Annotated in this window: 20 protein-coding genes; 12 read left to right on the plus strand and 8 right to left on the minus strand. The window is 33.1% G+C overall.

All coding sequences use genetic code 11. The annotated features are described in order from the left end of the window. The first annotated feature begins 68 nt into the window (after nt 1–68). The gene (locus ACKX2A_RS01975; RefSeq protein ID WP_415327342.1) at nt 69–281 is read left to right on the plus strand and encodes a bacteriocin-like protein; all 213 of its coding nucleotides are present in this window, start codon (nt 69–71) and stop codon (nt 279–281) included. A 74-nt stretch (nt 282–355) separates the two neighbouring features. On the opposite strand, the gene ACKX2A_RS01980 is transcribed toward ACKX2A_RS01975, so the two are convergent. After that, nucleotides 356–1,036, minus strand: a complete 681-nt coding sequence (locus ACKX2A_RS01980; RefSeq protein WP_415327343.1) for an XRE family transcriptional regulator — start codon at nt 1,034–1,036, stop codon at nt 356–358. A 474-nt stretch (nt 1,037–1,510) separates the two neighbouring features. On the opposite strand from ACKX2A_RS01980, the gene ACKX2A_RS01985 reads away from it, so the two are divergent. The 4 genes from ACKX2A_RS01985 to ACKX2A_RS02000 all read left to right on the plus strand — a co-directional run bounded on the left by ACKX2A_RS01985 (nt 1,511) and on the right by ACKX2A_RS02000 (nt 5,177). Continuing rightward, nucleotides 1,511–2,272, plus strand: coding sequence for a KGG domain-containing protein (locus tag ACKX2A_RS01985; RefSeq protein WP_415327344.1), 762 nt, complete (start codon nt 1,511–1,513; stop codon nt 2,270–2,272). A 70-nt stretch (nt 2,273–2,342) separates the two neighbouring features. Continuing rightward, nucleotides 2,343–2,951, plus strand: coding sequence for a ferritin-like domain-containing protein (locus tag ACKX2A_RS01990; RefSeq protein ID WP_415327345.1), 609 nt, complete (start codon nt 2,343–2,345; stop codon nt 2,949–2,951). 128 nt (nt 2,952–3,079) lie between these two features. Continuing rightward, entirely contained in the window at nt 3,080–4,246 is a 1,167-nt protein-coding gene (locus tag ACKX2A_RS01995; protein WP_415327346.1) for a zinc-dependent alcohol dehydrogenase, read from the plus strand. Between the two features lie 313 nt (nt 4,247–4,559). Continuing rightward, complete coding sequence (locus tag ACKX2A_RS02000; RefSeq protein WP_415327347.1) at nt 4,560–5,177, plus strand: hypothetical protein; 618 nt, start codon at nt 4,560–4,562, stop codon at nt 5,175–5,177. Nucleotides 5,178–5,192: 15 nt separating this feature from the next. Here ACKX2A_RS02000 and ACKX2A_RS02005 read toward each other — a convergent pair whose 3' ends face one another. Further along, nucleotides 5,193–5,555, minus strand: a complete 363-nt coding sequence (locus ACKX2A_RS02005; RefSeq protein WP_415327348.1) for a winged helix-turn-helix transcriptional regulator — start codon at nt 5,553–5,555, stop codon at nt 5,193–5,195. A 107-nt stretch (nt 5,556–5,662) separates the two neighbouring features. On the opposite strand from ACKX2A_RS02005, the gene ACKX2A_RS02010 reads away from it, so the two are divergent. The 5 genes from ACKX2A_RS02010 to ACKX2A_RS02030 all read left to right on the plus strand — a co-directional run bounded on the left by ACKX2A_RS02010 (nt 5,663) and on the right by ACKX2A_RS02030 (nt 9,090). After that, nucleotides 5,663–6,418 carry an SDR family NAD(P)-dependent oxidoreductase gene (locus tag ACKX2A_RS02010; protein WP_415327350.1) on the plus strand — a complete coding sequence of 252 codons (756 nt, stop codon included), beginning with the start codon at nt 5,663–5,665 and terminating at the stop codon, nt 6,416–6,418. Between the two features lie 616 nt (nt 6,419–7,034). Beyond that, nucleotides 7,035–7,358 (plus strand): ArsR/SmtB family transcription factor, encoded by a 324-nt coding sequence (locus tag ACKX2A_RS02015; RefSeq protein ID WP_415327351.1) that lies wholly within the window; start codon nt 7,035–7,037, stop codon nt 7,356–7,358. A gap of 4 nt (nt 7,359–7,362) precedes the next feature. Beyond that, a complete protein-coding gene (locus tag ACKX2A_RS02020; protein WP_415327353.1) occupies nt 7,363–7,827 on the plus strand; it encodes an SRPBCC family protein in 465 nt (154 codons plus the stop codon). 69 nt (nt 7,828–7,896) lie between these two features. Then, nucleotides 7,897–8,475, plus strand: coding sequence for a YdeI/OmpD-associated family protein (locus ACKX2A_RS02025; protein WP_415327354.1), 579 nt, complete (start codon nt 7,897–7,899; stop codon nt 8,473–8,475). Between the two features lie 57 nt (nt 8,476–8,532). Continuing rightward, the gene (locus ACKX2A_RS02030; protein WP_415327355.1) at nt 8,533–9,090 is read left to right on the plus strand and encodes a DUF4256 domain-containing protein; all 558 of its coding nucleotides are present in this window, start codon (nt 8,533–8,535) and stop codon (nt 9,088–9,090) included. 135 nt (nt 9,091–9,225) lie between these two features. Here the strand turns inward: ACKX2A_RS02030 and ACKX2A_RS02035 are convergent, their stop codons facing one another. Further along, complete coding sequence (locus tag ACKX2A_RS02035) at nt 9,226–10,185, minus strand: hypothetical protein (RefSeq protein ID WP_415327356.1); 960 nt, start codon at nt 10,183–10,185, stop codon at nt 9,226–9,228. A gap of 265 nt (nt 10,186–10,450) precedes the next feature. Here ACKX2A_RS02035 and ACKX2A_RS02040 point away from each other — a divergent pair, with 265 nt between their 5' ends. Continuing rightward, the gene (locus ACKX2A_RS02040; protein ID WP_415327357.1) at nt 10,451–10,954 is read left to right on the plus strand and encodes a hypothetical protein; all 504 of its coding nucleotides are present in this window, start codon (nt 10,451–10,453) and stop codon (nt 10,952–10,954) included. A gap of 36 nt (nt 10,955–10,990) precedes the next feature. On the opposite strand, the gene ACKX2A_RS02045 is transcribed toward ACKX2A_RS02040, so the two are convergent. After that, nucleotides 10,991–12,022: a threonine aldolase family protein gene (locus ACKX2A_RS02045; RefSeq protein WP_415327359.1), complete on the minus strand. Its 1,032-nt coding sequence runs from the start codon at nt 12,020–12,022 to the stop codon at nt 10,991–10,993. An 85-nt stretch (nt 12,023–12,107) separates the two neighbouring features. On the opposite strand from ACKX2A_RS02045, the gene ACKX2A_RS02050 reads away from it, so the two are divergent. Further along, entirely contained in the window at nt 12,108–12,761 is a 654-nt protein-coding gene (locus tag ACKX2A_RS02050; RefSeq protein ID WP_415327360.1) for a metal-dependent transcriptional regulator, read from the plus strand. A 102-nt stretch (nt 12,762–12,863) separates the two neighbouring features. On the opposite strand, the gene ACKX2A_RS02055 is transcribed toward ACKX2A_RS02050, so the two are convergent. The 4 genes from ACKX2A_RS02055 to ACKX2A_RS02070 form a co-directional block, all read right to left on the minus strand. Continuing rightward, nucleotides 12,864–14,042, minus strand: coding sequence for an aminotransferase class V-fold PLP-dependent enzyme (locus ACKX2A_RS02055; RefSeq protein WP_415327361.1), 1,179 nt, complete (start codon nt 14,040–14,042; stop codon nt 12,864–12,866). A 187-nt stretch (nt 14,043–14,229) separates the two neighbouring features. Beyond that, nucleotides 14,230–15,369: a hypothetical protein gene (locus ACKX2A_RS02060; RefSeq protein WP_415327362.1), complete on the minus strand. Its 1,140-nt coding sequence runs from the start codon at nt 15,367–15,369 to the stop codon at nt 14,230–14,232. Nucleotides 15,370–15,380: 11 nt separating this feature from the next. Next, nucleotides 15,381–16,295, minus strand: a complete 915-nt coding sequence (locus tag ACKX2A_RS02065; RefSeq protein ID WP_415327363.1) for a TssN family type VI secretion system protein — start codon at nt 16,293–16,295, stop codon at nt 15,381–15,383. A 56-nt stretch (nt 16,296–16,351) separates the two neighbouring features. Continuing rightward, nucleotides 16,352–17,293, minus strand: coding sequence for a type VI secretion system baseplate subunit TssG (locus ACKX2A_RS02070; protein WP_415327365.1), 942 nt, complete (start codon nt 17,291–17,293; stop codon nt 16,352–16,354). Nucleotides 17,294–17,434: the final 141 nt, after the last annotated feature.

The raw sequence follows: 17,434 nt of genomic DNA on the forward strand, positions 1-17,434 counted from the left end.
ATTATTAAATAGTTAATGTTAAAATAATTTGTAAATTAGAATGAACTTAATCATTAAAAATTTTTATTATGAAAAGCTTAAAAAAATTGAATCGAAATGATTTAAAAATCATCAATGGCGGAGGCTTGATTAACATAGATTATGGTGACGCTCCGGTGAATGTTCTAGGTATACAGATTCCTATAGACGGATCTCCTGTCCTGGGAAATACTTGCAACGTAGTATGCGTAGTGAATGGTATTCCACAAGTAAAAGTTTTGACTTGCGGATCTACCTGTTAAAAAATAAATAACTTAAATTAATAGACCGCTCCCGAAAGAGCGGTTTTTTATTTTAATTCAAAAAGTAATTCTAGTTAAAAATTTTCCGGAAAAATTCCTGAAGCATATTGCCATACTTCCACAATTTCTCCAAAAGGAATTTCATACGGCTCATAAAATGTATTATCTGCAGAAACCGTAATAGAATTTTTATTCTTCGATTTTAAACGCTTGTACGTGATCCCGTCATTTAATGTAATAAAAACATAAGTATTGCCTGATTTTAAATCATTTAAACCTTCCATGTATTTTCCGATAATAAATGAACCATCCTTAAACGGCGGCATCGAATCTCCATCTGCAGGAAACGCTCTGAATTTTCCATTTTTAAGAAACGGTAAAGAAATCCTTTGTAGGCTTTCGATATATTCAGGATCACTGTAACCATTCAAATAACCCATTGAGGCTTTTTGTGGCACAATTTCAATACTTTCATCTCCGTTTTGATCGACTACAACCGGCAAAACAATTCTATTATCCGGAAGCTTCAGCATATCTTCCAAAGAATATTTCGTTAAATCAATTGATAATAAAAGATCAATACTAACATGAAACATTCTGGAAATTTTAATTAATATTTCCACCGGAGGTTTTGATCTTCCGTTTTCGTATGAACTATATCTTGAAGGAGTAATTTCTATTTGTTGAGACAATTCGCGTTGAGTTTTTCCTAATTTACCTCGCAAAAGCCTGATGTTTTCTGAAAAAATTGACATTATAAAAAATTAGAATGGTAAAAATACAAATTGTTTAATGGTTTTAATGACGTTTGTGGATAAAAATACTTAAAAAAGTCCTATTTGACGGACTTTACATGATTTTTGTTTTAAAATATCTGCTTAAAATTTTAAAAAATTAAATTTCACTTAAAAAAATTTCTTCTAAAATTACAGATTAGAATTTATATAATTTATATAATTTATATTATGAAAAAACTCTTTTTATCACTTTATTTTTTATTTTAAATTTAATTAAAACCAAAGAAATCAACTTAGTATGATTTTGGTCATAAGTCTAGCATTGGTAAACTATTACCTTTGGAATACCAATTACAAATTAAAACTGTAACCACAGAATTCTCTTTTTAATCATATTCCAATCCAACATCAAATCATTTAATTGCTATTGAAATACTAGTCAAAAATAGCAGTTAAAAAAACACCACAATATTAATATAAAAAAAGTCAGTTATGAACACTAGAAATTCAAACAATCGAAGTTCAAGAAACAATTCTTCCAACAACGAATCAAGATCAACTCTTGAAGAAGTTTATCAATTAGGTTACGACCACGGTTTCAACGATGCCTCTCAGGATGAGGAATATGATGATGATTTCTCAGAATTTGAGGATTATTACGATGAATACGACGATGACGATGATTATGATGAAGACTATGACGACAATGATGATGAAGATTATGACGACGATGATGAAGAGGATGATGACAATGACAACAGAGGTCGTGGCTCAAGAGGCGGAAACAGAGGCGGAAACGGAAACCAAAGTAGAGATAATCAAGGGAGATTTACTTCAGGAAGTGGCAGAGGAGGAAATTCCCGCAGCGGATCTGGAAGAGGAAGAAGCTCAAATTCAAACTCAGGTTCTAGTTCTTCCGGAAGGGGCAGGTCGTCTTCAGGAGGATCATCAAACAGCGATAATTACGATCACAGACACGACAATCCGGGAAGACCAAGAGGTAGCAGAAGCAGTAGTGGAGGCTCTAGATCTGGATCTAACTCCGGCTCAGGTTCTGGTTCAAGATCAAATAATAGCAGCAATTCAGGTCGAAATTCCAATTCAGGATCATCTGGATCATCAAAAAGAGGTTTCGCAGCAATGAGCAAGGCAGATCGTACGAGAATTGCTCGTATGGGCGGTCAGGCGTCTCATGGCAACGGAAGATCTTCAGGTTCCGGCAGATCGGGATTCGGAGGCAGACGTAATTCATAATTATTTTCCATGATTACCTCTTTATTAGATTAAAGAGGTAATCTTTTAACCAAAAACACCACACAATCACATGGCAACAAAAACAGAAACGACCAATACAACCCCTTCTTCAGCAACAACAGCTACATCTGGCACGAAAAAAATGTCTGTAGATAATGCTATTGTAGATAAAAATGAGATGAAAAATTCTTCTCTTCATAAATTTTTTGTTGATTCTTTAAAGGACATTTATTTTGCAGAAAATGCCATCATCGATGCACTGGAAAAAATGCAGGAAGCAGCCACTACAGAAGAGCTGAAAGATGCTTTTGAAGATCATCAGCTGCAGACAAAAAAACATGTAAGCCGTCTGGAAAAAGTATTTAAATTAATTGATGAAACGCCCGAAAAAAAGGAATGTGAAGCCATCAAAGGCTTAATAAAAGAAGGCGAAGAAATCATTAAATCTACAAAAGAAGGTTCTATGACGAGAGATGCGGCACTTATCATCGCTGCACAAAAAGTCGAGCATTACGAAATCGCAACTTATGGAGGTTTAGCTCAATTGGCAATCACAATGGGACACGACAAAGCTGCCGATCTTCTGGAAAAAACATTACAGGAAGAAGAAGATACAGACTACAATCTTACAGAAATTGCCGAGACATCAATTAATTTCGATGCAGAACAGGAAGATTAAAATTTAAAAATTTTATATATTCTTAAGCCATATAGAATTCTATATGGCTTTTCATCAGGCATTATTAAAAATTTAAATAGTGCTTGAATCATCAATTTTTAAACACACAATCACAAAATATTAAAATTATGAAAGCTGCAGTATTTCACGCTCCGGGTAAAATTACCTGCGATACGATCGAAGACCCAATTATTCAAACCGAAAATGATATCATTTTACGAGTAACTTCCACGGCCATTTGCGGAAGCGACCTTCATATGTATTCCGGAGGAATGCCTCAGTTGAAACCTATGGTTATGGGACACGAATTTATGGGAATAGTCGAAGAAACCGGGAAAAACATTACCCATTTGCAAGTCGGAGACCGAGTTGTTGTTCCATTTCCGATTGCTTGCGGAGGCTGTTATTTTTGTCAGCATGATCTTCCGGGAGCTTGTGAAAACAGCAATCCGGATCATTACGGTCCTGAAGGCGGGATTCTCACCGAAAAAGGGGGCGGAATGTTCGGCTATACCGATCTTTACGGAGGTTACGACGGCGGACAGGCGCAATATGTACGCGTTCCTTATGGCAATGTTGGTCCGAGAAAAGTTCCCGACAACCTTACGGATGAGCAGGTTTTATTCCTCACAGATATTTTCCCAACAGGCTATACAGGCGTTATGTGGGGAGATTTGAAAGGTGGCGAGACGGTTGCGATTTTCGGAGCAGGACCAGTCGGCTCAATGGCAGCCAAAAGTGCCATTCTCCACAATGCCAAAAAAGTAATCGTGATTGATACTTTGCCTTATCGATTAGATCAGATTAAAAAACTAACGGGTTGCGACACTATTTTATGGGAAAATGCCGAACAAACCGTTGCTCAGATCAGAGATTTAACGGATGGTCGTGGCGCTGACCTCTGCATCGATGCGGTCGGATTTGAACCCGAAAGAAGCTTTTTAGATAAAGCAAAAGCATTGATTAATTTTGAAAAAGGTTCTATCAAAGTTTTGGAAGCCTGTCTCAGCGGGGTAAGACGTGGCGGAATTGTTTCTGTTTTAGGCGTTTATCCCGTTCATTACGACAATTTTAAGCTTGGTCAGATTTTCGATAAGGGAATCACGTTGAAAGCCGGACAGTCGCCTGTTCATGCGATCATCGACAAATTATTAAAGTACGTTGAAACCGGACAGGTAAAGCTCGACGACATTATTACCCATCGACTTTCTTTGGATGAAGTGGCAAAAGGCTACGAAATTTTTCATAAAAAAGAAGATGGCTGTGTAAAAGTTGTTTTAGACCCTTGGAAATAAGCGATTCATAGATTTTTTAAATTTTTTTGAAGCTTATTCCCGCTTTCTGCTTTATCTTTTTGGGTACGGCTTCCACTTCGTTCCAGCCGCACCCAAAAAGGATGCCGCGACAATCGGGGCTAGGGTGGAAGTCGTTATTACAACGACAAACCTTGAAAAAGAGATTGAGTGAAAAACTAGAGATATTTTGTTGGTCATCGTGAAGACTTATGGTTTTAATTGTTTATTTGTTTGTTATTAATTCAATGATGTCTTTAACGTGACCAACCTTTATTTGAAGTTTAACTGTTATTCTAGATGAACATATTTAATTATGATGAGAGCAAAATTAATTCCCGGAGTACCCCAACAAATGAAAGGTGGCTTTCATGATACGGAAACCTGCAAAAAATTTGATAATCCCGAAACTGCAACAGAACAGTTCGAAATTTTGAAAAGAAAATTTTTGGCAGTAAACGACTGGAGAAGCTTTTGTGGGGAAGGTTTTGCCGATTTCAAATTATTTGATTCTGAAGGAAATTTTATCAATAGATTTCCAAAAGAAGGAGACTTTATAAGAATAGATATTCCCGGACCGGGAAATTCTGAAGCAAAAGGATATGATTGGGTGAAAATCCTTAACATCAGCGAATATCATTATAATGAAATTTTAGAGTGTTATTCAATGGTTTGCCAGCCTTCAGAAAACCCTCAGGATAAAAATAATTTCCACATTGCTCATTTTTATTCCCAAGAATCTACATCAACATTTATCATTTGTAGAGGCAAAAATTTCATCAAAGCCGGTATTTATGGACGAAATGAGTATCCTAATTTTAATTCTTCATTTTTAAATAAAATAAGAAATTTATTCATAGCTATTGGTGGAATGATCGGTTTTTCAAAAATCCAATGGAAAAGATTAACCAACGGTTTTATTGATATAAATTAAATTTATTTGAAAGCATTAATCTCCAATAATTTCCTTTCTATGCTGAATTCCCCATTCTACAAGATTATTAATGATGGTTTTTAAAGTTAAACCGTGCGCCGTAAGTTCATACTGAACGGTAACAGGATGCGTATCTAAAACAGTTCTCTTAACCAATTTATTAAATTCAAGCTCCTTTAATTCCTTGCTCAGCATTTTGTTAGAAATACCTTCCACATCATTTAAAATATCAGAAAATCTTCTCTTATTATAATAGCATACCGAAGACAGGATGGATATTTTCCACTTTCCGCTCAATACGTCCATAGAATCCTGAACGGCCATCATTTCTTTTTTATGCTGCTTCTCTTCGCGAATTTTACATTCTGTCGTTACCATATTGTTATGTTGTTACTTAGAGGTTACTGTTACTTTTCGTAACAAAGTTACTAAAATAAATTTTCATGCCATAACTTTGCATTACAAACTTAAAGAAATACAAAATAATGAGTAAGTTGACAAACAAAATAGCAGTAATAACAGGAGCTTCAAAAGGGATCGGAGCAGCAATTGCCAAACAATTTGCAGCAGAAGGAGCAAAAGTAGTCGTAAATTATGCATCCAGTAAAGAAGGTGCCGATAAAGTAGTAAAAGCTATTATCGACAATGGAGGAGAGGCTGTTGCGATACAAGGTGATGTTTCGAAAAAAGAAGATGTAATAAGACTTTTTGAGGAAACAAAAAACGCTTTCGGAGGATTAGACGTATTGGTAAACAATGCCGGAATTTATGATTATCTACCGGTAGAACAAATTACTGAAGAATCTTTCCATAATCAATTTAATATTAATGTTTTAGGTTCAATTTTTTCTATTCAGGAAGCTTTGAAACTATTTGGAGAAAAAGGTGGAAATATCGTCAACATCAGCTCAGGAGCAAGCAAATCTCCGCTTCCAACAGGTTCGGTTTATTCAGCAACAAAAACAGCAATGGATGCTTTGACTGTAGCCTTGTCTAAGGAATTTAGCGGAAGAAATATTCGCATCAATTCTATTTTGCCGGGTATTGTTGAAACGGAAGGATCTACCGCAGCTGGATTTATCGGAAGTGAAGCAGAAGCAAAATTTGTTGCCAATACACCTTTAGGACGTACTGGCCAACCTGAGGACATTGCAAAAGCCGTTGTTTTTATTGCGTCGGATGATGCGGGATGGATTACCGGAGAATTGATCTCTGTTTCAGGAGGAGTTTTTGGATTTTAAATCATTATTAAAATTTAATGTAAATATAAAGTGCATTCTAAAAAGACTGCACTTTTATATTTTTTTGAGATTCAGAATAACAAAAAATGAGCTTTACAGAAAAGAATTAATGATAATTCCTAAAGCAGTTCACGTCGATTTATACGACAAAGTTGATATAATTTTTTTGATAAACTTGAAAATATCCTTAATAAGAATCTAAGATAGAATTAAATTTTTTAAAACCTTCTTTTAATGACTTATAGAAGGTTTTTCATTAAAACGAACTGTAATTATGCAAACGGATAATTTTTTGATTTTCATTGATTTTGATTTTCTAAAATAAATACAATTTAACATAATATAAATTATAGGACTTTTTATTAATCGTAATTAAGATTTCCATTGGTATTGTCTGCTATTGTTTAACAAGCTTTTTTATAGCTGTTTTTAAGCCCTTAATTGATAAACATCCTAAGCCTATCAGAATTGTTTTTAAGTACACTCACGCTTTTGGGAATTAGCTTAATCTTCTATTTTCATACTTCTTATCAGATTTAATTTAGTCTAAAAATTTTTCATGAAAATTTGTGTAGTCAAATAACTTCATTTAAATTTGTAGCCAAATAACTACATAATGAATTTAAGACGAGATGTATTTCAAGCAATAGCCGATCCCACAAGAAGATCAATATTGATGTTTGTGGCGGCACAGTCGATGACAGCCGGTGCAATTGCTTCGAATTTTGACACCGCAAGACCGACTGTTTCAAAGCATCTGCAGATCCTTACAGAATGTGAATTGTTGAAATCTGAGCAAAATGGTCGCGAAATTATTTACCATTTGAACCCTATTAAAATGAAAGAAATTGCCGATTTTATAGAACCTTTCCGCAAAATGTGGGATGAAAAATTCAATAAGTTAGAAGAAATCATGAAAAATTACCAAAACAAAAAATAGAAATATGGAACTCAAAACAAAAATCCATGCAGAAGACGGAAAGCAGGAAATCTTCATTATCAGAGAGTTTGATCTCCCTATTGAACTTCTTTTCAAAGCCTACACTGAATCCGAGCTTTTCGAACAATGGATGGGAACAAAGGTCACAAAATTTGAAAATAAACAACATGGAAGTTACCGTTTTGAAACTTCAAATCCTCAAGGTGAAGTTGTTTTCAGTGCCAATGGAACGATTCACGAAGTTATTCCAAATCAGAGAATTATAAGAACTTTTCAAATGGAAAATACGCCCTTTCCTGTTCAAATGGAATTTTTAGAGTTTGAAAAACTTTCGGATAAAACGAGCAAAATTACGATTCACATCATTTATAAATCTGTTGATTTTAGAGATCAAATGTTAAAGCTTCCTTTCGCACAAGGTATTAATATGGCTCACAATAGATTACAGGAAATTTTCAATAAAAATTAAATAGACAATCCTTGCAAAATTCACTATTCACAACTGAGCATTAATATAATAATTCACAAAATTTAAGCTATGAACACAAAAGTTGATTTTTTCTTTGATAAAGCCCAGCAATGGCAAAAAGAATTTGAAAAATTAAGATCAATCGCCCTGAAAACGGAATTGGTAGAAGATTTGAAATGGGGCTGTCCTTGTTATACTTACGAAGGGAAAAATATTTTCTTAATTCACGGCTTTAAAGAATATTGTGCACTACTCTTTTTCAAAGGTGCATTAATGAAAGATCCTGAAAATATTCTAATTCAACAAACTGAAAATGTACAGGCGGCAAGACAAATTCGTTTCACCAACTTGCAGCAAATCATTGATTTAGAATATATCTTGAAAGAATATATGTTCCAAGCTGTTGAAGTTGAAGAATCTGGAGTAAAAGTTGAAATGAAGAAAACTAAAGAATTCGAAATGCCTGAAGAATTTCAACAAAAACTAGATGAAAATCCAGAATTAAAAGAGGCCTTTAAAGCATTAACACAAGGAAGACAAAGAGCTTACCTACTCTACTTTTCTTCTGCTAAACAATCCAAAACCAGAGAATCCAGAATTGAGAAATACATCCCGGAAATTCTTAATGGAAAAGGTTTAAATGATTAAAACTTTAAAAATCAGATACATACTTCTTGCAATTAATTCCACCTTAAACAGAAAAATATGAACAAAAAGAAACTAACTGCAGACCAAAGCACAGAAATTTTAAAGGTTTTAAAAGCCCGTTTTGAAAAAAATATGAATCGTCATAAAGGTTTAGATTGGGAAAAAATTCAATCAAAACTAGAAAAAAGTCCTGAAAAATTATGGTCTTTAAATCAAATGGAAGAAACTGAAGGGGAACCCGATGTTATTTTTTACGATAAAAAAACAGACGAATATATTTTCTTCGACTGCTCTCCGGAAAGTCCAAAACGCAGAAGTCTTTGCTATGATTATCAAGCTTGGGAATCTCGAAAAGCCAACAAACCAGAAAATAATGTTATTGATAAAGCCTCTGAAATGGGCATCGAGCTTTTATCCGAAGAACAATATCGCCAGCTTCAGGAACTTGGAAAGTTTGACTTAAAAACTTCAAGCTGGATCAAAACCTCTGAGAATATTCGAGATTTGGGAGGCGCAATTTTTTGCGATCGCCGTTACGATACAGTTTTTACTTATCACAACGGTGCTGATTCTTATTATGCCGCGAGAGGTTTTCGAGGTTGTTTGAAAGTTTAAAAAAATATGAATTATAAATGATGAGTTATGAGTTTTTTGTAACTCATTTTTATTTTTTCTCGTTGATTTGGCAGATTATGCAGATGTTTATGTATATTTTTATTAAATAAATCTACCAAATCAGCGAGAAAAAGTTTATTTAGAATTTTTCAACCAAGGCGATTCTACGCTCCAGAATATTATGTTAACTCCAAGATAATTTTCTGCATACTCTACAAACTCTTCTTTTGTGAAGGGTTTTTTCGTCTTCGGATTTTTATAAGTCAGTGTTGGCTCCTGAACTGCCATTGCCACCAATAAAAGTTTTCCTTTATATTGATTAAAAAATGGATACGAATTTTTCATCTGTGCATTTTTATTTGGAACAATATCTGGTCCCCCAAGCCCAATGTTATTTTTATTCGCAAAATCAAATAATCTTGACATATATTTATGATCGTTTTCCCATTCACACGGAAAAAAATTCACATATTGTAAAACGTAAGATTTTTTGAAAGCATTTCTAGCAAATTTCAGATTATCCAATTCAGCCTGAAAATATTTATCACAGCTAAAACCTGTCTTATCGCGTTTCATATCAATATCAATCGCAGTTTCCGGTAAATTGATCCCCTGAATTTTTCCATCAAATTTCTTTGCCAACTCTCCTATCAATTTCTGAAATCTTTGTTGAACAGCAGGATTCCATTGTTGTGTTACCCAACCATTTCCAATCGGTCTGTTTTCTCCCGGATTATCGTACTGAGCAACCAAGCCACCGGTAAATTCCTTTTCATTTAAAATATAATCAGGAACATATCTTGCTTTTGGTTCAAAAAAACGATCCTGAAGTTGAATGAATAATTTTCTATTTAACTTGGTTAAATATTCCAAATCTTTTTCGATTCTGGAAAAATCATAAACATCTTTCGCCTTTTCCAATGATCTCCAGTTATAAACAATTTGTACACCTCCAATATCTTTTCGGATAATCATTTTTTCAATATCATGTAAATCTCCTGAAGAAGTGTAAATATAGTTTTGTGGTGTTTGTGCATTTGAAAAATTTAATCCTAAAATTAAAGCTATAAAAATAATTTTGTGAAGTTTTTTCATTTCGAAGTTTTAGATTCAATTCTATCAGTTTTCGTGCCTAAGTTATATTTCTGTTATACGGGAAAGTATTCGGAAAAATTTATTTTAAGCGATTCTCAGCGATTAGGAAAAATTATCATTTAATGTAAATTTTAACTTAATATAGAATCATAAATTATTTAAAATTGATGAATTATTTTTTATTTAAAATAATTTTGCTTTCATATATAAATACTATTATTAATTTAGCATTATTGAAATTTGATTTAACATAATAAGCAAAAATATGAAAAAGCTAATCCTATTAAGTTCATTATCAGTTTTTTTGATGAATTGTAATAAAAAAACAGAAACACCGGCTACGGAAAAGACAACAGTAGATACCACTGCAGCAACGGAAAAAGTAGTTGATACATTAGGCTCAAAATCTTTCTGCTACATGGGAGTGACAGGAAAAGATACTGTTTTTGTAAGTATCGATGATAATCTCGGAACAGTGACAGGGAAAATGGTGACAAAAAATAGTGAAAAAGACAATAATAAGGGTGATCTAAGTGGTTTTAAATCAGGTGATACGCTTAAGTTGACATACGAATTTGCTTCGGAAGGTGTTGCCGGAAACAAAAATGACATCTATTTTCTTCAGACAAAGGATGGCCTGATGGAAGGTATCGGCGAAAGAGATGCTGAAACAGGGACAAAATATGCCAACGAGAAAAAAATAAAATATGCAGGAGGAAGAAATCTAAAAATAGCTGACTGTAAAATAGTTACAAAAGCATTGAAATAAAATTGAAATGGTGGGATTTAAAATACCCACCATTTTTTATAATTCGTTTTTTAAAATTTCGATAAAATTATTAATAGGTTCATCCCCTGTGTTCCAAGAAGTAATTAAACGAATGGCTGAAAAATTTTCATCAATTTTCTTCCAAACATAAAATTCAAACTTTTCTGATAGCTTTTCAATTAAATCATTACTTAAAATAGGGAAAATCTGGTTGGTGTAGGTATCCGATAAAAACTGGACTCCCCTTTCTTTCATTATATTTTTAATTTTCATCGCTTGTTGATTGGCATGTTTTGCCAAATCAAAATACAAATCATTTTTCATCAGCTCTAAAAACTGAATTCCCAACAGTCTTCCTTTTGCCAATAAAGCCCCTTTTTGCTTAATATTAAACGCAAAATCCTGTTGAAGTTCCTGATTATTAATGATAATTGCTTCCCCAATTAATGCTCCATTTTTAGTTCCCCCCAAATAAAAGATATCAGTTAGCTCCGCCACTTTTTCTAATGTCAAATCACTAATTTCCGAGGTCAAACCATGTCCAATTCTTGCTCCGTCCATGAACAGATAGAGATTATTTTCTTTGCAAAATTTAGAAAGATCTTCTAATTCTTTTAAAGTATAAATTGTTCCCAATTCCGTTGAATTTGAGATATATACCAATTTTGGCATCACTTGATGAGGAACATTTCTATGACTTTCCAGGACAGGAATGATATCTTCCGATTTTAATTTTCCATCTCCCTTTTCAACACTTAAAATCTTGTGTCCGGTTGCTTCAATCGCTCCGGTTTCATTATTTAAAATATGCCCTGTCCCGGCAGAAACTGCACATTGATAAGGTCTTAAAATTGAAGAAATTACAATAAGATTTGCCTGAGTTCCACCCGAAACAAAATAAATATCCGACTTGGGATTCTTAATCTTTTCTTTAATTAACTCTTTGGCTTTCAAAGAATATTCGTCTTCTCCGTAACCCGCTTGCTGATCGAGATTATGCTCTAAAAGAGCCTGTAAAATATTAGGATGGCAACCTTCTGAATAGTCGTTTTTGAATGAAAATTTCATAGAGTAAAATTAAAAAAAGTTAAACATACAAGCATAATTAATTAATAATATTTTGTTAGATTTGTAATGAAAATCATCTAACATTTTGAAAACAACATTAACAGAAGAAAATTATCTGAAGGCTTTGTTTCATTTAGTTGACAATGAAGGGAAAGTGACGATTAACGAATTGAGCAAATTTTTGAATGTAAAAATGCCAAGCGTTAATAATATGATGAAGAAATTTGCAGAGAAAAGCTGGGTTATCTACGAAACATATAAACCTCTGAAAGTCACCAACAAAGGAAGACGCGAGGCTGCTTTGGTCGTAAGAAAACACAGACTTACCGAAATGTTTTTGGTAAAAAAAATGAACTTCGGCTGGGAAAATGTCCATGAAATTGCAGAACAATTAGAGCACGTTCATTCAACTATTTTCTTTGATAAGATGGATGAAATTCTTGATTATCCAAAATTTGATCCACACGGCGAACCAATTCCAGATAAAGACGGAAATATAATTGCTCAGGATTTACAGAAATTAAGCAATTGTGAAGTTGGCGAAACAGTTGTATTTGCCTCGGTTACACTGTCTGACGATGCTTTCTTGAATTATTTAACAGAAAGAAAATTGCTTTTAAATACTAAAATTAAAATAATTAAAATTGAAAGTTTTGACAAATCCATAACCATAGAAGTTTCCGGAAAACAGGAAGTTTTGAGTAAAAAAGCGACGGAAAAAATATTGGTAAAAAAATAATTTTGAACCAATTAGATTTTATTTAAGAAGTTAAAATATCCAGTTAATATTTATTTTAATTATTTCAGTCTTTCAAATAAAATCTAAATGATTGATGATAAATTATTTTAAGCTATTCTTCAAAATCTCAGAAACTTTTTCTATTTCTTCAGGTGTATTGAAATAATGTGGTGACAATCTTACAATTCCATTGATATTTTTGTTTGTAAAATCTATTAATGCGGAATTTTTATAAGTCACTGAGAAGAAAACATTATTTTCTTTCAAAACTTTTTGACTGTTTTCCAGATCACCATTCGGTTCACAAAAAGTGATAATACTGCTCAGATTATTTCCCCAATCCCAAACTTTAAAACCAATGTTTTTAAGATTTTCTCTTAATTTTTGAGATAATTTTTTGTTATAATCTTCGATATGCTGCATTCCAACGACGTTAGCATATTTTGTGGCTTCCATTAATCCTAATAAAGATGCATAAGAAATTTCCCAATGTTCGAATCTTTTTGCTGTTTTAAATAATTCATAATCATCAAATTCAGACCAATTTGCTCCTCTCATATCTAATAATAATGGTGCATAATTTTGTTCTAAAACTTTATCTGAAACATACAAAAAGCCTGTTCCTCTCGGACCTCTCATGAATTTTCTTCCGGTTGCTGTTAAAAAATCACAACCTATTTTTTCAACATCAACAACCAACTGACCGACTGACTGACAAGCATCTACCAAATACAAAACATCATATTGCTTACAAAGTTTTCCAACCGCTTCAACATTTTGAATCAATCCTGAATTTGTTGGAATATGGGTAACTGCAACTAATTTTGGATTATGTTTTTTAATTAAATTTTCCAAATCTTCAAGATCCAATTCATTGTCTGAAAGATTTTTCGTTCTTATAACTTTTACATTTAATTTTTTCTGTAATGAAATAAAAACAATTTGATTCGAAATATAATCGTCAACCGTTGTGATAATAACATCTTCTTCTTTAAAAATAATGCTTGACAAAGCTTTTGCATAAGCATCTGTAGCACTTGTAGCAAAAGCAATATTGGAAGGTTGAGCATTAATTAATTTTGCAGTTTCGTCATAAAATTGTTCTAATAATTCTGTATTTCTATTGGCAACTTCATATCCTCCAAATTGTTCTTCTTGCTTTAAATAGTCAATCATAGAATCTACAACGATTGTTGGCATTAAGGATGATCCCGCATTATTTAGAAAAATTTTTCCATCTGATAATCCTTTTATGTCTTGTCTTATTTTATCTAAGTTCATTTTTTTATTTATAATTTTATTTTAAAATGTATCATTCTGACTAAGGAAAAATCTATCACTTTTCGATGTCTAGATTCCTACGGAATGACAAATCTTACTATTTTTTATTCTCTATTTAATAAACATTTTTACACAAAAAATCCCGAAATTATGATAACGGGATTTATATTTTTCACATCGAATGAGTTTAATCTAAAACACTCCAACCTCTTTTCGGATTGTTGTTGTTTGAAACTTCCTGCTCATTAACAATGATATTTTCTTTTCTTTGACCGATATAATCCAACTCACTTAATTTAGCGAAAATTGTTTCTAAACTTCTCAACATCTGTTGAATATAAAGCAATGGCTCTCCGCAATTGTGATGATCGTAATTGGTTTCTGCAACGATTGACAGCTGATTTAACAAAGTATGAGGAGCAATTTCACTCCATTCTAAACTGTAATTCAGCATTTCTTCCAGCTCTGCAGGCACCAAAACCTGAGTCGCATTATACATACGAAGCGCCAGTTTTGCAAAAGACTCAATCAAAAATACAGGCGGTTGATACGGAGTAATATTTCTAAATTGGAAATACATATCTCCAAACGTCGTAACCATTGTATTACACAAGAACTTAACGTTTTGTGCTAAAGCTGTATTCTGATTTTTATGCGATGATTTCTGAATAATTTTAAATGCATACTGTTGCAAATTTCCAATAGATTTTGCAAAAATATTATAATAGTCCAACAACGCAGGATGACTCTGAATCGATGTACAAGGCGGAATAAAATTAGAATCCACCTGAGCAATGTTACCTTTTAAATCTACCTTACCAATAATCAGATAATTTCCTCCGGAGTAGCTGCTGTTCAAAGAAGTTACAGGAAGTAATTCGATATGATGATTCGGTTGCGTGTTCGGATGACGCGGCGGAATTTCCTCCGGATCGATATCTCCAAACGGAACTTTATCAAACGGATTAACAGAAATTAAGATATAATATTCACCATCAGCTTGTTCTTCATTCATTGTTTTTGCCAATGATTTTACGCTCACTCTCCTATCATTCAAAGAGATTCTGTAACCCGCCATTGTGACTGCAGTACAGTGCTTTATCACCAGCTGAACATCATTTGTCGCTGTATTATGAACATCAAAAATTGTTCTGTCCGTAAATTCGTTTGAAATCGGTAAAAGTCCGTAATTATATGTCGTGATTCCCAATGAGTTGGAATCTCTGATGGTATCAATTAAAAAATTATCCTGATCATTAAGATGTCTCTGGGAAACCTTCATCCCGTCAACCCAATTGATTGCAAAATGCTTAATAGGCTGTATCATATTCAATATTTTTAAACTGTGTGTGATTGTGGTTTTCTAAGTCCTTCTTCCTCGTGCTGGATCACTCTTTTGCAGATCACAACATCGTTTTCTGCAATGCTGTTCTGAGTAATATCCTGGTCGAAATCTATATATTTTCTAAAGCTAAAGAACGATTTTTTCGTATAAAAAATCCAATAATATGGCTCTTGTATCTGATCTGAAAGATGAATAATCGAGTTTGGATTCTTGTGATTATAATCATCAACCACTCTGTAAAACCAATCTCCGAAAGTAACCCCTGTCGGTAAAGTTTTTGCCTTAATTCTGAATCGGTTTGAATCTTCTAAATTTTTGCTTAATTCAACATTCAGAACCATTAGTCTGTCGAAATCTGCTCCTTCAAAATCAGGAAGTCTCTGATCCGGAGAATATCTCCAAGTCTTATAAATATCAACCGGAATACTAATTAACTGCACATAACAGTAATGAAAAACTAACGGAACAAGAAAAATAAATATACTTGTCGCCGCCATGATCGGATAACCTGTCCCTTTACTCATCCAGTTGAAAATCAGATAAAAAAGATAACCTCCTGCTCCAATACAAGTAATTGAAAGAATGGATTCAAACAAGATACTTTTCGCTGTTGATTCAAAATGTTTTTTGAAATATTTATCGGATAAATTCACATGAATAATACCCAAAATAAGATAAACAATCTGCGCAATAAGGTACCAATAAGGATTAAAAAGATTTCCTGCAAATCCGAAAATTCCCGGAACTGCAAGACACAAGCTGCATAACAGAACATATATAATAATGGTCTTGATCTGTATCGCAGGTTTATTTCTTCTGATAAATCCTAAGATTACCATCATGATTACTGCAAACAAAGGCATTAAAATATACCTTAAAAAGATCCCTTTAACTGAAGAAATTTCCATTTGTCTTTTATCGAATTAATATTTTTATTGGTGAATGTAAATATAGTTAAAATATTTTACAGGAATGTAGAGTAACCAAGGCGGTTTGCATTTCTTTCATCATCTTCCAGAGCAAACGAATATTCCTTTTTTTCTGTGATAAAATTTTCCTCTACATCTACGCTTACAGGTAAAAAATAATCATATAAAGCCTGCAAAACTTTTCGGAATGGGCTACCGTCGATGTACTTTTTCATTTCTGAATAAGGAATTGGTCCGATGTTAACCACCCAGTTTCTTTGTCCGTCCATATGGCTTCCACTCGGAATATAAGTCACTCCCAATCTAGAATTTCCCAACAACATTGAATCATCATTTTCTTCGATTCCGTCGATTACATTCGGTGAAAAAGTTACTTCTACAGGAACCTGCAAAAATGCGCTCATACATCTTTCAAACCATTTTTTGTCGCCTCTTATTTGATGGAAAAACGGTAAAATATAAATGAAAATATAAGCGTTCTTTTTATCTAGCATATTGATTAGCGGCCAAAGTTCGCTTACCGTGTGAAGCAAAGAATCGGTGTCGCTGGAAATTTCGAAATCAAATTCTTTAAGCAAAGCGCTGATTTCGGTGAAAAATATTTCCAATTCAAAAGGCTGGAAAAACTTTCTTGCATCCTCCTCTACTTTTTTCTGTTTTCGGATCTCGCGAACTACACTTTCCACATTTTTTCGTGTCGCTCCCAACGACGGCGGATGAAACAATCCTTCAGGAAGATAATCATAGATGCCTTCTCTGTACGTTTCTATTGTGAAAACTTCTTCGTCAAAACCAAGATAGTCGCTTGAAATACTTTTAATATCCTTTAAATAAGCACGATCATTGATGCCGATTCGCTCAATGAAAATATTGCTTACTGCCCTTTGATATTTTAAAAGGTTTACTGCCACAGCTTCCGCTTTGAAATCTGTCTGCAGCTTATTGTAATGCATATCTACAATATTATTCTCATACATAGTGTTTGCTGTGATTTTTGGCTTGTAAAAATAATATATCTCAAATTATTGAAAAAATATTTTTCGATTAATTTTATTCTAAAAATAGTAATTTATTAGCATTAAAAAGAATAATATAAAGCAGAAATAGTAAAAATACGG

The organism is Chryseobacterium sp. MMS23-Vi53 (genome assembly GCF_047651245.1).
Classification (GTDB): Bacteria; Bacteroidota; Bacteroidia; order Flavobacteriales; family Weeksellaceae; genus Chryseobacterium.

Excerpts from the sequence above, each read along its gene's own strand:
- ACKX2A_RS01975 (WP_415327342.1), top strand. The coding sequence starts at position 69 with ATGAAAAGCTTAAAAAAATTGAATCGAAATGATTTAAAAATCATCAAT.
- ACKX2A_RS01980 (WP_415327343.1), bottom strand. The coding sequence starts at position 1,036 with ATGTCAATTTTTTCAGAAAACATCAGGCTTTTGCGAGGTAAATTAGGA.
- ACKX2A_RS01985 (WP_415327344.1), top strand. The coding sequence starts at position 1,511 with ATGAACACTAGAAATTCAAACAATCGAAGTTCAAGAAACAATTCTTCC.
- ACKX2A_RS01990 (WP_415327345.1), top strand. The coding sequence starts at position 2,343 with ATGGCAACAAAAACAGAAACGACCAATACAACCCCTTCTTCAGCAACA.
- ACKX2A_RS01995 (WP_415327346.1), top strand. The coding sequence starts at position 3,080 with ATGAAAGCTGCAGTATTTCACGCTCCGGGTAAAATTACCTGCGATACG.
- ACKX2A_RS02000 (WP_415327347.1), top strand. The coding sequence starts at position 4,560 with ATGATGAGAGCAAAATTAATTCCCGGAGTACCCCAACAAATGAAAGGT.
- ACKX2A_RS02005 (WP_415327348.1), bottom strand. The coding sequence starts at position 5,555 with ATGGTAACGACAGAATGTAAAATTCGCGAAGAGAAGCAGCATAAAAAA.
- ACKX2A_RS02010 (WP_415327350.1), top strand. The coding sequence starts at position 5,663 with ATGAGTAAGTTGACAAACAAAATAGCAGTAATAACAGGAGCTTCAAAA.
- ACKX2A_RS02015 (WP_415327351.1), top strand. The coding sequence starts at position 7,035 with ATGAATTTAAGACGAGATGTATTTCAAGCAATAGCCGATCCCACAAGA.
- ACKX2A_RS02020 (WP_415327353.1), top strand. The coding sequence starts at position 7,363 with ATGGAACTCAAAACAAAAATCCATGCAGAAGACGGAAAGCAGGAAATC.
- ACKX2A_RS02025 (WP_415327354.1), top strand. The coding sequence starts at position 7,897 with ATGAACACAAAAGTTGATTTTTTCTTTGATAAAGCCCAGCAATGGCAA.
- ACKX2A_RS02030 (WP_415327355.1), top strand. The coding sequence starts at position 8,533 with ATGAACAAAAAGAAACTAACTGCAGACCAAAGCACAGAAATTTTAAAG.
- ACKX2A_RS02035 (WP_415327356.1), bottom strand. The coding sequence starts at position 10,185 with ATGAAAAAACTTCACAAAATTATTTTTATAGCTTTAATTTTAGGATTA.
- ACKX2A_RS02040 (WP_415327357.1), top strand. The coding sequence starts at position 10,451 with ATGAAAAAGCTAATCCTATTAAGTTCATTATCAGTTTTTTTGATGAAT.
- ACKX2A_RS02045 (WP_415327359.1), bottom strand. The coding sequence starts at position 12,022 with ATGAAATTTTCATTCAAAAACGACTATTCAGAAGGTTGCCATCCTAAT.
- ACKX2A_RS02055 (WP_415327361.1), bottom strand. The coding sequence starts at position 14,042 with ATGAACTTAGATAAAATAAGACAAGACATAAAAGGATTATCAGATGGA.
- ACKX2A_RS02060 (WP_415327362.1), bottom strand. The coding sequence starts at position 15,369 with ATGATACAGCCTATTAAGCATTTTGCAATCAATTGGGTTGACGGGATG.
- ACKX2A_RS02065 (WP_415327363.1), bottom strand. The coding sequence starts at position 16,295 with ATGGAAATTTCTTCAGTTAAAGGGATCTTTTTAAGGTATATTTTAATG.
- ACKX2A_RS02070 (WP_415327365.1), bottom strand. The coding sequence starts at position 17,293 with ATGTATGAGAATAATATTGTAGATATGCATTACAATAAGCTGCAGACA.